General features: G+C 37.0%; 12 protein-coding genes. 8 read left to right on the top strand and 4 right to left on the bottom strand.

Going from position 1 to position 14074, the window contains the following annotated elements; all coding sequences use genetic code 11:
- Positions 1-82 precede the first annotated feature (82 nt).
- The gene (gene ffh / locus A0F92_RS14270) at positions 83-1405 is read right to left on the bottom strand and encodes a signal recognition particle protein (protein ID WP_068247702.1); all 1323 of its coding nucleotides are present in this window, start codon (positions 1403-1405) and stop codon (positions 83-85) included.
- A gap of 94 nt (positions 1406-1499) precedes the next feature.
- Positions 1500-2366 (bottom strand): sigma-70 family RNA polymerase sigma factor, encoded by an 867-nt coding sequence (locus tag A0F92_RS14275; protein ID WP_068247856.1) that lies wholly within the window; start codon positions 2364-2366, stop codon positions 1500-1502.
- 268 nt (positions 2367-2634) lie between these two features.
- On the opposite strand from A0F92_RS14275, the gene A0F92_RS14280 reads away from it, so the two are divergent.
- The gene (locus tag A0F92_RS14280) at positions 2635-3018 is read left to right on the top strand and encodes an START-like domain-containing protein (RefSeq protein ID WP_068247705.1); all 384 of its coding nucleotides are present in this window, start codon (positions 2635-2637) and stop codon (positions 3016-3018) included.
- Here A0F92_RS14280 and A0F92_RS14285 read toward each other — a convergent pair.
- A complete protein-coding gene (locus A0F92_RS14285) occupies positions 3015-3599 on the bottom strand; it encodes a hypothetical protein (RefSeq protein WP_068247708.1) in 585 nt (194 codons plus the stop codon). The genes A0F92_RS14280 and A0F92_RS14285 overlap by 4 nt on opposite strands.
- Before the next feature lie 27 nt (positions 3600-3626).
- Here A0F92_RS14285 and A0F92_RS14290 point away from each other — a divergent pair, with 27 nt between their 5' ends.
- From A0F92_RS14290 to ade, 7 genes are all read left to right on the top strand, one after another.
- Entirely contained in the window at positions 3627-5087 is a 1461-nt protein-coding gene (locus A0F92_RS14290) for an LptF/LptG family permease (protein WP_167517113.1), read from the top strand.
- A gap of 108 nt (positions 5088-5195) precedes the next feature.
- Positions 5196-5624 (top strand): OsmC family protein, encoded by a 429-nt coding sequence (locus tag A0F92_RS14295; protein ID WP_068247711.1) that lies wholly within the window; start codon positions 5196-5198, stop codon positions 5622-5624.
- 8 nt (positions 5625-5632) lie between these two features.
- Positions 5633-6628 (top strand): cation diffusion facilitator family transporter, encoded by a 996-nt coding sequence (locus A0F92_RS14300; RefSeq protein ID WP_068247714.1) that lies wholly within the window; start codon positions 5633-5635, stop codon positions 6626-6628.
- A gap of 72 nt (positions 6629-6700) precedes the next feature.
- Positions 6701-8080, top strand: coding sequence for a dipeptidase (locus tag A0F92_RS14305; RefSeq protein ID WP_068247861.1), 1380 nt, complete (start codon positions 6701-6703; stop codon positions 8078-8080).
- A 126-nt stretch (positions 8081-8206) separates the two neighbouring features.
- Entirely contained in the window at positions 8207-8599 is a 393-nt protein-coding gene (locus tag A0F92_RS14310) for an RNA-binding S4 domain-containing protein (protein WP_068247865.1), read from the top strand.
- A 12-nt stretch (positions 8600-8611) separates the two neighbouring features.
- A complete protein-coding gene (gene trmD / locus A0F92_RS14315) occupies positions 8612-9292 on the top strand; it encodes a tRNA (guanosine(37)-N1)-methyltransferase TrmD (RefSeq protein ID WP_068247717.1) in 681 nt (226 codons plus the stop codon).
- Positions 9293-9376: 84 nt separating this feature from the next.
- Positions 9377-11038 carry an adenine deaminase gene (gene ade, locus A0F92_RS14320; protein WP_068247719.1) on the top strand — a complete coding sequence of 554 codons (1662 nt, stop codon included), beginning with the start codon at positions 9377-9379 and terminating at the stop codon, positions 11036-11038.
- Positions 11039-11475: 437 nt separating this feature from the next.
- Here ade and A0F92_RS14325 read toward each other — a convergent pair whose 3' ends face one another.
- Positions 11476-13911 carry an outer membrane beta-barrel family protein gene (locus A0F92_RS14325; RefSeq protein ID WP_167517114.1) on the bottom strand — a complete coding sequence of 812 codons (2436 nt, stop codon included), beginning with the start codon at positions 13909-13911 and terminating at the stop codon, positions 11476-11478.
- Positions 13912-14074: the final 163 nt, after the last annotated feature.

Consider the following 14074-nt stretch of genomic DNA (forward strand, 5'->3'; position numbering starts at 1 on the left):
GATTGCTTTCCTTCCAACTTTACCTGTTTAGTTTTTGTTATTTAATACAAAATTATGAGCATTGCTCGTATTTTTTTGACATTTATCGCCTTAACCCGGGCATTCTGCCACCCATAGGTAATTTATTCATGGCACCCATCATTTTTTTCATTTGTTCAAATTGTTTCATAAAGGCATTTACTTCCTGAATATCTTTTCCGCTGCCTTTGGCAATGCGTAACTTTCTTTTCTGGTCAATCACATCCGGATTGGCTCTTTCTTCGGGTGTCATGGAATGAATAATGGCTTCTATGCCTTTAAACGCATCATCATTAATATCTACATCTTTAATGGCTTTACCTACACCGGGTATCATGCCCATTAAATCTTTCAGGTTTCCCATTTTTTTAATTTGCTGCAGTTGCTCTAAAAAATCCTGAAAATCGAATTGATTTTTCCTGATTTTTTTCTCCAGCTTTCTGGCACGTTCTTCATCAAACTGCTCCTGCGCTTTTTCTACTAATGAAGCAATATCACCCATACCCAAAATACGCTGCGCCATACGGTCGGGATAAAACACATCGAGTGTATCCATTTTTTCGCCGCTACTCATAAATTTGATGGGCTTCTGCACCGTGTATTGAATGGATAGCGCCGCTCCACCACGTGTATCGCCATCTAATTTGGTTAATACCACGCCGGTAAAATCGAGCCGGTCGTTAAAAGCTTTGGCGGTGTTTACCGCATCCTGTCCGGTCATGGCATCTACCACAAATAAAATTTCGGAAGGGTTTACGGCTTGTTTAATGTTGGCCACTTCGGTCATCATTACTTCATCAATGGCCAAACGGCCTGCCGTATCTATAATCACCACATTTTTGTTCTGGGCTTTGGCTGCTTTCAGTGCATGCTGCACTATGCTCACCGCATCTTTGTTATCGCGTTCTGCATAAACGGGCACACCAACCTGTTCTGCCAAAACGGTTAACTGGTCAATAGCCGCTGGGCGATAAATATCGGCAGCTACCACCATGGGCGATTTGCCTTTTTGGTTTTTTAGATAATGGGCCAGCTTGCCCGTAAACGTTGTTTTACCACTACCCTGTAAGCCTGCAATTAAAATGATGGCAGGATTGCCGGTTACTGAAAATTCAGCCGCTGTACCCCCCATTAACGCTGTTAATTCATCCTGTACAATCTTTACCATTAACTGGCCCGGACTTACAGCATTGATTACCTTTTCGCCAATGGCTTTATCTTTTACTTTATCGGTAAACTCTTTGGCAATTTTAAAGTTCACATCTGCATCAATCAATGCCCTGCGAATATCTTTCACGGTATTGGCTACATTCAGCTCGTTAATGCGTGCCTGGCCTTTTAGATTTTTAAATGCGGATTCTAATTTTTCACTCAGTGAATTAAACATAATGCATCAATTAATGGTCTGTTTATCATTAAAAAAGTGAACCGGTAAGTTCACTTTTTAATTTGATGCTGCAAATATAATGGCAACTGTGTTTTTAACCCAGGTAAACCTTTAAATGCTTGCAGCGGCTGGTACTTCTTAACTTATTAATGGCTTTATCTTTTATTTGCCGTACTCTTTCACGGGTTAAATTAAACCTTTCGCCAATATCTTCCAGGCTCAACGATTCTTCCGTACCTATGCCAAAAAAGTAACAAACCACTTCTTTCTGCCTTTCGGTTAACGTTTTAAGGCTGCGCTGTACTTCTTTTTTTAATGATTCATAATGCTCAACCGCCATATCAGTTCGTTCAGCATTGGGGTTGCACATAATATCGAGCAGGGTATTATCTTCTCCATCGCCCAAAGGCGTATCTACACTAATGTGGCGGGCATTTACCTGCATGGCGGCATTAATTTCAGAAAGGTCGGTTTCTAATAATTCAGCCAATTCTTCTAAAGTAGGTTCTCTTTCATTTTCCTGTTCTAATTGTTGAATGGCACGCCCAATGCGGTTGGTAAGGCCAACTTTATTCAGCGGCAAACGCACAATACGGCTTTGTTCGGCCAATGCCTGTAGAATGCTTTGGCGTATCCACCAAACGGCATATGAAATAAATTTAAACCCCCGGGTTTCATCAAAACGAAGGGCCGCTTTCATTAAACCCAAATTGCCCTCATTAATTAAATCGGGCAGGGTTAAGCCCTGATTTTGATATTGCTTGGCTACCGATACAACAAAACGCAGGTTGGCTTTGACTAATTTTTCTAAAGCAGCCTGATCATTGTTTTTGATGCGAATAGCTAATTTCACCTCTTCTTCGGGTGAAATTAATTCTACCTTCCCAATTTCCTGCAAGTACTTCTCTAAACTCTGGCTCTCCCGATTGGTGATGGATTTAGCGATTTTGAGTTGACGCATACTCATAGCAGCGGTTGTTTTGTGTTAGATGGAATAAGTTGGTTTTGGTGGAGGAGATGATAATTTTTTCAAATAGCAATTTAATTTATTTAAAGCATATCTCCCAAAAAATATATTTTGAAGGGTTTAAACCGCTAAAAGCCCCATTTCAGTAGGTTTAAACCGGAATACAAACCCAATAAACTTACTGTTTTAAAAAAAACATTTGGAGGGTATGTATAATTTAATATTATTGCAGCCCACAAAGTAGTTTAGTAAAGCATTTATAATGAGCAAAAAACAGTTATTTACAATTGAATTCCCCGTAAGATGCTCGCCAGGTATTTTATATGAGTTTTTAAGTACCCCGGCCGGTTTGCAAGAATGGTTTGCAGATAAAGTGGATGAATGGGATGGCGTATATAGTTTTAGCTGGAACGGCGGAACACCCGATAAGGCCAAAATTGTGGACAAAGAGCAGGATAAATTTATCCGTTTTCACTGGCTGCATAGCGAGAAGAATGAATATTTTGAATTCAGGATTGAAAAAACAGAAATTTCTAACCAAACCATTTTGGTGGTAAAAGATTTTGCGGAAAAAAATGAAATTAAAGACCAGAGCCGCCTTTGGGAATACCAGATTAAAGAGTTATTTCACCGCTTAGGCAGCTAATTCAATACATTTTTCATCAATGCTTCAAAAGCATCCTGAAAAAAAGCAGGGGCATCTGCCCACTGTTGCAGGGGTATTTTTCTAACTACTTTTATAAAAGGCCTCTCCATTAAAGTGCTTAATGCAACATCGGCCAACGGAATAGCATTGTTGTAATCAATAACATGCTGCCATTTATCTTCATCTGTCAATAAAAACCAACCCGGTTGCGCTACAGGCAATTGTTGTAATTTGTGGGCATAAGCCTGAATAAATTTTCCACTCAATTGCAAAGTGATACTGAAATAATGGCCCCACCAAAAATAACTGCGAATGGCCAATTCATCATGCCGGGTAAAATAGCGCGGATAATCGAGCATTACCCAGGGTAAACCCTGATAATTTTCTCCTTTATATATTTTAGGCGAAATTTGTTTTACCGCATCGGGTATATCTTTCGCCTGTTGCAATAAAATTTGATAGCAACTGCATGCCTCACCCAATACCGTATTGGCTGCAGCAATAATGCGGTTCTTTGTTAAAATAACCGGTATGTTAGTAACCAGTTCTAATTCTGCGGCCGAAAGTTTTACATTTGCCATAACGCAACAATAGTAAGAAAGGAATTTGTGATAAAAAAATTAGACATTTTAGTAGTACGTGCATTTATTGGCCCCTTTCTGGCCACTTTTTTAATTGCATTATTTGTACTGGTAATGCAGTTTTTTTGGTTATATATTGATGATTTGGTGGGTAAAGGTATTGACTTTGGCACATTGGCATACTTAACAGGATTAGTGGCCATTACCTGGGTACCGCTGGCATTACCGCTGGCTTTGCTGCTTTCCTCTATCATGACTTTCGGAAACCTGGGCGAATCATTTGAAATTGTAGCCATTAAAGCTGCCGGCATTCCTTTATTGCGTTTCATGCGGCCTTTATTAATTGTTACCATCATCATTAGTGGCATTGCTTTTTTGTTCGCCAATAATATTATTCCGGTAGCACAATTAAAATTAGCATCATTGCAATACGATATTATTGTTGCTAAACCTGCCTTCGACATTAAAGAAGGTGTTTTTTACAATAAAATTGAAGGCAATGTGATTAAATTGGGGAAGAAAGAAACTGATGACAGCACCATTAAAAAAATTGTAATTTTCAAAAAAACCTATGGACTGCAGGATAATTTAATTACTGCCGAAAGTGGTGTAATGAAAGTTACACCCGATAAAAAATTCCTGGAATTTGAATTGAAGGATGGTTACAGCTATGAAGAAAAAGGGCCCCGCCAAACCATTCAAACCGATTTTACCCGAACGCATTTTGCAACTTATACCAAACTATTTGATTTAAGCACCTTTCAAATGAACCGTACCAAAGACAGTGCCTTTATTTACGATCCTAAAATGTTAAGCGTTCGGCAATTAAATACCACCATCGATTCTTTGGAAAATTTACAGGCTTATTATTTAAAACGTTCTAAAATAGAAATTAACCCCTATTTATCATTTGCCAAATACATGGATTCTACCTGGCCTAAAACCGATACCGGCTTTTTAAAATCGGTTGCTTCTATTCAACAACTTATTCCCGATTCAGAAAGGCATTATATTCAGGAACGCAGTTTGAGCCAGTTGGGTACTATTACCAATAATGTTTCTTTAATTTATGACGATTATAAAACCCGGCAGGATTCTTTATTAAAACATGAAATTGAATGGCATAGAAAGTTTACGTTAAGTGTAGCCTGTATTGTATTGTTTTTAATTGGCGCACCGCTTGGTTCTATTATTCGCAAAGGGGGATTGGGTACACCATTAGTATTTGCCATTGTGTTTTTTGTATTGTTTCACTTACTGAATACCTTTGGCGAAAAATTTGCCAAAAGCAACGTAATGAGTCCGCTGGCCGGTATGTGGCTTTCAACATTGGTATTAATACCTATTGGATTTTTTCTTACTTATAAAGCCATGCGTGATTCGCAGTTGTTTAATCAGGAATTTTATTACAGAACTTTCAAGATAGTCAGAAAATTTATTCATAGAAAGAAAACAGAATACGAAAACAAGCGCCATAGTGCGGCATAATGTGATAGGTTTAGAATGAATAACTGATGTAATTACCGGCATAACTACAAATATTCAGTAAAACAGTTTTCATTCCATATTACAAATCATTCAAAACAATTACTGCTCATGAAAACAATTACCAAATGGGTAACCCACCTGGCTTTTAATAGCAGCGACGAAAATAACCATACTGTTCGTTTAGATACCAACGCTGCTGATGGAAGCTTAAACAGTGGCATGAGCCCAAAAAAAATGTTATTGGGTGCTTTAAATACTTGTAGTGGAATGGATGTGGTAGGTATTTTACAAAAAATGAAAGTACATTTCACCACCTTTGAAATAGAAGCCAATGCCGAACAAACCACCACACATCCAAAAGTATTTACCCGCATCCATTTAACCTATAAAGCAGATATTGCACCGGAAGCATCCCATCAATTTAAAAAAGCCATTGAACTTTCGCTAAATACCTACTGCGGTATAGCTGCCATGTTGCAAAAGCATTGTAAAATTGAGTATAGCATTGCTTTGCCTCCCTCTACCAAAAATAAATAACCCATACTTTGCAGAAAGAAAAACAAAATTATCGTTTGCAGTTGTTTATTACGCTTTTAAGTGTAGTGCTGTTTGCTGTAAAAATTATTGCGTTTTATCTCACCAACTCTATTGCTGTTCTAACCGATGCTTTAGAAAGTACGGTAAACATGCTGGCAGGTTTAATTGGCTTGTACTCATTATATATTACCGCAAAACCAAAAGACAAAGAACATCCTTACGGCCATGGCAAAGCAGAATTTATTTCTGCTGCAGTAGAAGGCTCACTGATTATTACAGCAGGTATTTATATTATTTTTCAAACTATACAAAGTTTCTTTGTACAAAAACCGGTACAGGAATTAGATAAGGGTATTATACTGGTTGCCATTACAGCCATTGTAAATTTTGTTGCAGGCTGGTGGTGTTTACATATTGGCCAAAAAAACAATTCATTAGCCTTAAAAGCCAGTGGCAAACATTTACAATTAGATACTTATTCAACCATTGTTATTATTGTTGGTTTATTTATTATAAAAATAACCAACTTATTTTGGTTAGATAAACTACTGGCATTAGGTATTAGTGCCGTAATTATGGTAAATGGCTACAAAATTGTACGGGCATCATTAGCAGGCATTATGGATGAAGCAGATATGGAACTACTTAAAAAATTAGTAACCACACTTAACCAGAACAGAAGAAATAATTGGATTGATTTACACAACCTGCGGGTAATTAAATATGGCGCCACCCTGCATGTTGATTGCCATTTAACCCTGCCCTGGTACATGAATTTACATGAAGCACATACTGAAGTAGATGAATTGGAAGCATTGGTTATTAAAACCTTTGGAGATGATATTGAACTCTTTGTTCATACCGATGGCTGCCTGCCTTTTAGCTGCCAGGTATGTATTAAAACCGATTGCCACGTAAGGCAACACGCTTTCACGCAAAAGGTAACATGGACATTGGATAATATTCTCTCTAATCAAAAACACAATGCCCCCGCCATCACTTAACAAATTGTTGTAGTGTGAACTGATTACCTTTGTCTTCTTCATTCAATGCTTAAAAAATTAAAAAATGCACATATGGAAACATGGAAAAATTACATTGAAAGCCATCAACAACGCTTTTTAAATGAATTGATTGAGTTATTAAAAATACCCAGCATTAGCGCCAGAAGCGAAAATAAACCCGATATGCTGCATTGCGCTACTTTAGTTGAAAATAAATTAAAAGAAGCAGGTGCAGACAAAGTTAACATATACAATACTAACGGACACCCAATTGTGTATGCAGAAAAAATAATCGACACCGCCAAACCCACTATTTTGGTATATGGCCATTATGATGTGCAGCCAGCCGACCCATTGAACCTTTGGAACAGTCCGCCTTTTGAACCGATAATAAAAGATGGCAAAATTTATGCACGGGGTTCGGCGGATGATAAAGGCCAGTTTTACATGCACGTAAAAGCATTAGAAACCATGCTGCAAACCCATTCAATGCCCTGCAATATGAAATTAATTATTGAAGGGGAAGAAGAAGTGGGCAGCCCGAATCTGGCAACTTTTGTAGAAACACATCAGGATTTATTGGCCTGCGATGTAATACTCATTAGCGATACTTCAATGATTGCTTTAGATACACCCTCAATTGATGTTGGCGTTCGCGGACTAAGTTATATTGAAGTAGAAGTAACCGGCCCCAATCGGGATTTGCATAGTGGTGTATATGGTGGCGCCGTTGCCAACCCTGCTACTATATTGGCTAAATTAATTGCCTCCTGCCACGATGAAAATAATCATATTACCATTCCCGGTTTTTATGATGATGTATTGGAAATTAGTCAGGAAGAAAGAACCGAAATGGCAAAAGCACCATTCGATGAAGAAGCCTATAAAAAAGAATTAGGTATTTCAGCTGTTTGGGGCGAAAAAGGTTATTCAATCATTGAACGTACCGGCATTCGTCCTACTTTGGAAGTAAATGGTATATGGAGTGGCTATACCGGCGAAGGTGCTAAAACCGTATTACCCTCTAAAGCCTATGCTAAAATTTCGGCTCGTTTGGTGCCCAACCAATCTTCCAAAAAAATTACAGCAGCACTTATCCGCTATTTTGAAAACGCTGCACCGGCAGGTATTACCGTAAAAGCTACCGAACATCATGGCGGCGAACCCTATCAAACCCCCATCGATTCTATTGAGTACTTAGCTGCGTCAAAAGCAATGCTAACAACACTGGGAAAAGAACCTGTTCCGGTTCGTGGCGGTGGCAGCATACCCATTTGCGATTTATTTGAAAAAACATTACATAAAAAAATTGTGTTTTTAGGCTTTGGATTGGATAGTGATAACCTGCACAGTCCTAATGAAAAATTTGATTTGGCTAATTTTTATAAAGGCATTGAAACCATTCCTTATTTCTTTCAATATTTTACAGAATTGTACCTGGCAAAACATTAATTGCATTAAACCTTCTTTGTGTAAAAGCGCAGCGCCGAAATGCTGCGCTTTTTATGTTATGCTACCCGGTTTATTTTACTTCAAAAAATATTACCTTCAACCTTACTTACAGTAAATAAATGTTGCATGGATGCCGTAAAAGAAAAAATAAGAATTGATAAATACCTGTGGTGTATACGCATTTTTAAAACCCGTTCGCTGGCAAGTGAAGCCTGCGAAAAAGGTAAAGTAAAATACTTGGGCAATAATGTTAAACCCTCAAAAACAGTAGCTGTTGGCGATGAATATGAAATTAAAACCGAAACCCGTAAATGGATAATAAAAGTTACAGCACTGTTAAACCACCGGGTTGCGTATGCAGAAGCAATAAAACATTATATAGATATAACACCGGTTGAAGCTTTGGAGAAACCGGCTTTTCTGCCTCCCTCATTCCATACAGGCAAGCGTTTGAGTAAAATTGGCCGCCCAACTAAAAGAGAAAGAAGAGATTTAGACAATTTTATGGAAAGTGAATAGCATCTTTGCAAAATGATAATTGATATTATTTCTGTTGTACCTGAATTATTAGAAAGTCCGTTGAATCATAGCATCATGAAACGGGCTCAGGAAAAAGGCTTGTTGCAGGTGCGTACGCACAATCTGCGCCAATGGGCCATCAACAAACATGGCCAGGTAGACGATTACCAGTACGGTGGAGGTGCCGGTATGGTAATGATGTGCGAACCGCTTTTTGAAGCCATTACCCATTTACAAAAAACAACTACCTACAATGAGATTATTTATTTAACGCCCGACGGAGAAACTTTTAATCAGTCAATGGCTAACCGTTTGTCATTGCAACAAAATCTGCTGTTTATTTGTGGGCATTACAAAGGCATTGACCAGCGCATTCGTGATCATTTTGTTACCAAAGAAATATCCATTGGCGATTATGTGCTTAGCGGCGGAGAATTGGCAGCAGCCGTAATTGTTGATGCCATTGGGCGTTTAATACCCGGTGTGTTGAATGATGAAACTTCTGCCTTATTCGATTCTTTTCAGGATAACCTTTTGGCGCCCCCGGTATACACCCGACCGGCAGATTTTAATGGATGGAAAGTGCCTGATATTTTATTGCAGGGCGATCCCAAAAAAGTAGAAGCATGGCGTTATGATACAGCATTAGCCATTACCAAAGCCAAACGCCCCGATTTGCTGAAAGAAGAATAATTGTTTTTCTATTAGCTTTAAAACATCCTTATGTATTGTGTATCACTTCGTACACAACATTTTTGAAATAAGATAATAATCAAGATGGAACAAAATAAATTCAGTATCTGCGGACAATTAGTAGATGTTTGGAAACAACAAATTTATCCCGCTACCATTCATATTAAAGCAGGCCGTATTGCTGCCATAGAAGCATTGCCCAACGATAAAACCGTTCCCAATCAATATATTTTACCCGGCTTTATTGATAGCCATGTGCATGTAGAAAGCAGTATGCTGGTACCCAGTGAATTTGCCCGATTAGCTGTTGTGCATGGTACTGTAGGCACCATTAGCGACCCACATGAAATAGCCAATGTATGCGGTATGGAAGGGGTTGAATTTATGTTGGCCAATGGCAAACAGGTTAATTTTTCTTTCAACTTTGGTGCCCCCAGTTGTGTGCCCGCCACCACCTTTGAAACTGCAGGTGCTGCACTCAATAGTACTAACGTAGCCGCCTTGCTGCAAAGAGAAGATATTAAATACCTGAGCGAAATGATGAATTTTCCCGGTGTGTTGTATGGCGATGCGGAAGTGTTAAAAAAAATTGCAGCAGCCAAAGCAGCAGGAAAGCCGGTAGATGGGCATGCACCGGGATTAATGGGCACACAGGCGCAACAATATATTGCTGCCGGCATCAGTACCGACCATGAATGTTTTACAGCCGAAGAAGCATTGAACAAACTAAACTACGGCATGAAAATATTAATACGGGAAGGCAGCGCTGCCAAAAACTTTGACGCGCTGATTGATTTAATGCATAATCATTTTGAACAAATGATGTTTTGCAGTGATGATAAACATCCCGATAGTTTAGTAGTTGGCCACATCAATCAATTGTGCGCCAGAGCAGTAGCCAAAGGTATAGATGTATTTAAAGTACTCCAATCCGCCTGCGTTAACCCGGTACAACATTACCAATTAAACATTGGTTTATTGCGCACTGGCGATCCGGCCGATTGTATTGTGGTAGAAAACCTCACTGAATTTAAAGTGAAACAAACTTACATTAAAGGTATATTGGTAGCAGAAGATGGACAAACGTTGATACAATCTGTTCCTGTTACCCCCATCAATCAGTTTCATTGTTTACCTGTTACTGAAGCTGCACTTGCCATGCCAATAACGGAATACCCTTTACAAGATGGAAAAGTTCCGGTAATTGCAGCATTAGAAGGGCAATTAATTACCGATAAATTATGGGTAACACCCAATGTAAATAACAACTACCTTTTATCCGATGTAGCAAACGATGTATTGAAAATGGTAGTAGTGAACCGATATCATCCTGCCCCTATTGCCAAAGCATTCATTAAAAATTTTGGTTTGAAGAAAGGAGCTATTGCCTCAACCGTTGCACACGATAGCCATAACATAGTAGCAGTAGGTACCAATGATGCCGATTTAGCCAAAGCTATAAATGCAGTGATTGAAGCCAAAGGCGGTGTTAGTGCCGTGCATGAAAACCACCAACAAATACTGCCATTGCCCGTAGCCGGATTAATGAGTGCCAATGATGGTTATACGGTTGCATCCGCTTATACCGCCATTGATGCCATGGTAAAAAATGAGTTAGGCAGTGCACTCGCTGCACCTTTTATGACACTCAGTTTTATGGCTTTATTGGTAATACCTCATCTTAAATTAAGTGATAAGGGTTTGTTTGATGGTGATTGTTTTAACCTTTGGCCACTGCAATTATAATGTGTTGCTACCTGTAAAATTTTTACATAAAAACTAAGGTAGAAAAAGTGAAGCATATGATTTCCAATTCCATTCAGGCATCTAATTTATCCATGAGGAGGAGAACCTTAACTTTCGGTACAAAAAAAGGATACTAAGAAAATAACCTAGAAAATAAATTATGCATCATACAAATTGGAATTAAGAAAAATTGGGTGAAACTGTTTAATAACGAATTCAATAGCTTGAAACCATCAGTCAATGATGATGCTTATTTATTTTTTTTAAACCAGCACGAAAATATTTTATGATTACAACAAGTACTAAAGAAAACCAGAATGCTATATTCGGGTTGTAGAAATGTGTAATTAGTTGATGAATTACTAACAAAATACAAAACAAGCAAACAAATTGTAGGTATTTATTGATCATATGAGCAATAATGTTTGTGATAAAAATTAATTTCCTGTTCGTTTTTTAATATCCTGATTGGCAATATTTCTTTCACTAACTGTTTTTAGATTTCTATTTCCAAATTGATAGGCTACATTCAAACTGATACTTCTATTGTATGTATTATTAAAAGAATTGTTGCCAGTAAAAAGTGGATTTGCAAAAAGGATTTGCCAAATTTTTGAAGAACCATTATAAATGTCTGCCAAATAAATATAAAATGAAAAGTTTTTGTATGTTTTCTTTAGCATAACGTCTAAATTAGAAATTCCATTAAGTGTTTTAGCTGCAAGTGTTTGTTGAGGCGTGTTGTAATGAAGTGCTATATAAGCCATCCAATCCTTTTTTTTATTTAAGTACACATAGTTTTCCCAATTCATAATACCATTGGCATTATTCAATTGAATATTGGCTACATTGGTATTTCCTGTATAGTGTGTATAATTAAAAGCGGTATTAATATAGCTTTGCCATCTATCATTAATAATGGACTTATAAAAACTAAAAACTATAGCATAAGTATTACTGGCACCATAATTCAAATAAGTGCTATTAAATTTATTTTGATTATCCTCAACAACTGGCACAATAAAATTGCTATATGCATTTTGAATATGTGAATAGCTGGCCACTATACTGAATACATTATTATAAACATAGGTAAACTCAGCATTATTATATAATTGCGGCTGAAGAAATGGATTATTCTGTGCAAAAAAAGTGGGACTATAGTAGGTACGCCCCGGGAAAAGTAATTCAATGGATGGGCGCATAATTTTTCTGGCAAAGGAAAAACCAAAATTGTTTTTTGCATTAGCAGCATAACTTAAGGCAAAAGAGGGAAAGAAATTAACATAGTTAGAATCCTTTGAAATACCGGTATTCTTTTCTTGGGTATTATACTGTGTAGTTTCTATCCTTCCACCAATATTCATTTGCCATTTATCTGAAATAGTATAAGCAAATGAGGTATAGCCGGAACCATAATTTTCTGTATAGGCATAATGTTTACTAAGGGCAGTATCTAAAGTATAATTATTATAATTGCCATTAAAATATTTCAAATTGTTGTCAACTTGAGTTTGACTAAACTGAATACCCAAAATCCACCTTACATGGTTAGATAGTTGGTTGCCATATTCAACCCGTTCCGATAAATTGAAAAAGTTTTGAGGCAAATGGTTGTAATAAGCACCAATATTGCCAATCAAATTTCCCTGCTGGTTTAATTGATTAAAATTGCCTACACTATTTTGTTCCTGATAAAATTTGTTATAATCTACATTAACATCAATATTCTGTTTATTCAAAGAATCAAACTGATGATGAAAATATACATTACCAAAGTTATAAATATAATGATCTGTTCCATTAACATAGGTCTGTAGTGGATTATTAAAAGCCGACTGATTAGAAGGCTGATGATAAATGAGATTATTATCAATTGTATTCCCATTCACTGAAGAAAACCAGCCTTTGTAACTTAAAGTGTTGTTATTATTGATATAGTAATCTGCATTTAAACCACCACCTAAAACCGTGTAACGCCGGTAGTGATTAATAGTAGTAGAATCTTTTGATTGATTTGTATAAGCAAAACTATTATATCCAGTATTATAATTAAAATTACTACTTAAAAAAGGAATGAACTGTAAAGCCAATTGATGTTTATTATAATTAACAGAACCATTCAATTGAGTAGTATTATAAACACTTTGTTGTGTATTTAACTGAATATTGCCCATCCAACCTTCATTCACGTTTCGGGTTATGTTTATATTAATGATACCACCCGTAATATCAGCATTATATTCACTACCGGGATTAGTGATAATTTCAATATTTTTAATATTTTCAGCGGGTAGCGCTTTTAACATGGCAACAATGGTTTGCCTTGGCAAATTGCTTTTGCGATTGTTAATATAAACAGTAGTATTAGTTTTATTAATAATTGAAAAAAAGTCATCATTCTCATTATAAATTACCAATGGCACATACCGCATTAGCTGTAAACCATTAATACCGGCTGCCACCCATTTATTGGGTGTAAAAACAAAACGATCACCCTTTCTTACAAATAACGGTTTTTTAGCATCAATAGAAACATCTTTCAATGTATGTACAGAATCAGCAAGCGTAATTTGTAATTGGGCATCGCTATTAAGTGCAATAGTTTGGGTAAAAGTATTGTAGTTAAGGCTTTTACATACCAATAAATACTTGCCTTTAGGAATTGATGGTATGAAAAAGTTGCCTAAACTGTCAGTTACCGCTGCGCCAATTAATAAACTATCTTTTTGAACTAGAACAGTGGCTAAAATAATGGGTGTATGTTCGGCATTTTGCACTTTACCCTGAATAGAAAACTGACTCCAAGCCTGTATTGAAGTAATTAAAAATAGAAAAATAAAGTACAATTTTTTTTGGATGGGAAAATTCATTGGAAAATTCATATTTATATTATCAACTATTCTTCTAAACACAAGTTTTTCTTACAACAACTCATGTAATAAGCATCCCCACTTCATGGTATCCATGCCCACATCAACCTCAACCATAGTATACACACCATTGCTATCTTTCAGGATGGTGCAACTGCCCTTA

The sequence above is a fragment of the Hydrotalea flava genome (assembly GCF_001623405.1).
Lineage (GTDB): Bacteria > Bacteroidota > Bacteroidia > Chitinophagales > Chitinophagaceae > Hydrotalea > Hydrotalea flava.

What these genes read in the sequence shown, in the direction of transcription:
- A0F92_RS14305 (WP_068247861.1), top strand. Translation starts at nt 6,701, where the DNA reads ATGGAAACATGGAAAAATTACATTGAAAGCCATCAACAACGCTTTTTA.
- ade (WP_068247719.1), top strand. Translation starts at nt 9,377, where the DNA reads ATGGAACAAAATAAATTCAGTATCTGCGGACAATTAGTAGATGTTTGG.
- A0F92_RS14325 (WP_167517114.1), bottom strand. Translation starts at nt 13,911, where the DNA reads ATGAATTTTCCCATCCAAAAAAAATTGTACTTTATTTTTCTATTTTTA.
- A0F92_RS14275 (WP_068247856.1), bottom strand. Translation starts at nt 2,366, where the DNA reads ATGCGTCAACTCAAAATCGCTAAATCCATCACCAATCGGGAGAGCCAG.
- A0F92_RS14295 (WP_068247711.1), top strand. Translation starts at nt 5,196, where the DNA reads ATGAAAACAATTACCAAATGGGTAACCCACCTGGCTTTTAATAGCAGC.
- A0F92_RS14310 (WP_068247865.1), top strand. Translation starts at nt 8,207, where the DNA reads ATGGATGCCGTAAAAGAAAAAATAAGAATTGATAAATACCTGTGGTGT.
- trmD (WP_068247717.1), top strand. Translation starts at nt 8,612, where the DNA reads ATGATAATTGATATTATTTCTGTTGTACCTGAATTATTAGAAAGTCCG.
- ffh (WP_068247702.1), bottom strand. Translation starts at nt 1,405, where the DNA reads ATGTTTAATTCACTGAGTGAAAAATTAGAATCCGCATTTAAAAATCTA.
- A0F92_RS14280 (WP_068247705.1), top strand. Translation starts at nt 2,635, where the DNA reads ATGAGCAAAAAACAGTTATTTACAATTGAATTCCCCGTAAGATGCTCG.
- A0F92_RS14285 (WP_068247708.1), bottom strand. Translation starts at nt 3,599, where the DNA reads ATGGCAAATGTAAAACTTTCGGCCGCAGAATTAGAACTGGTTACTAAC.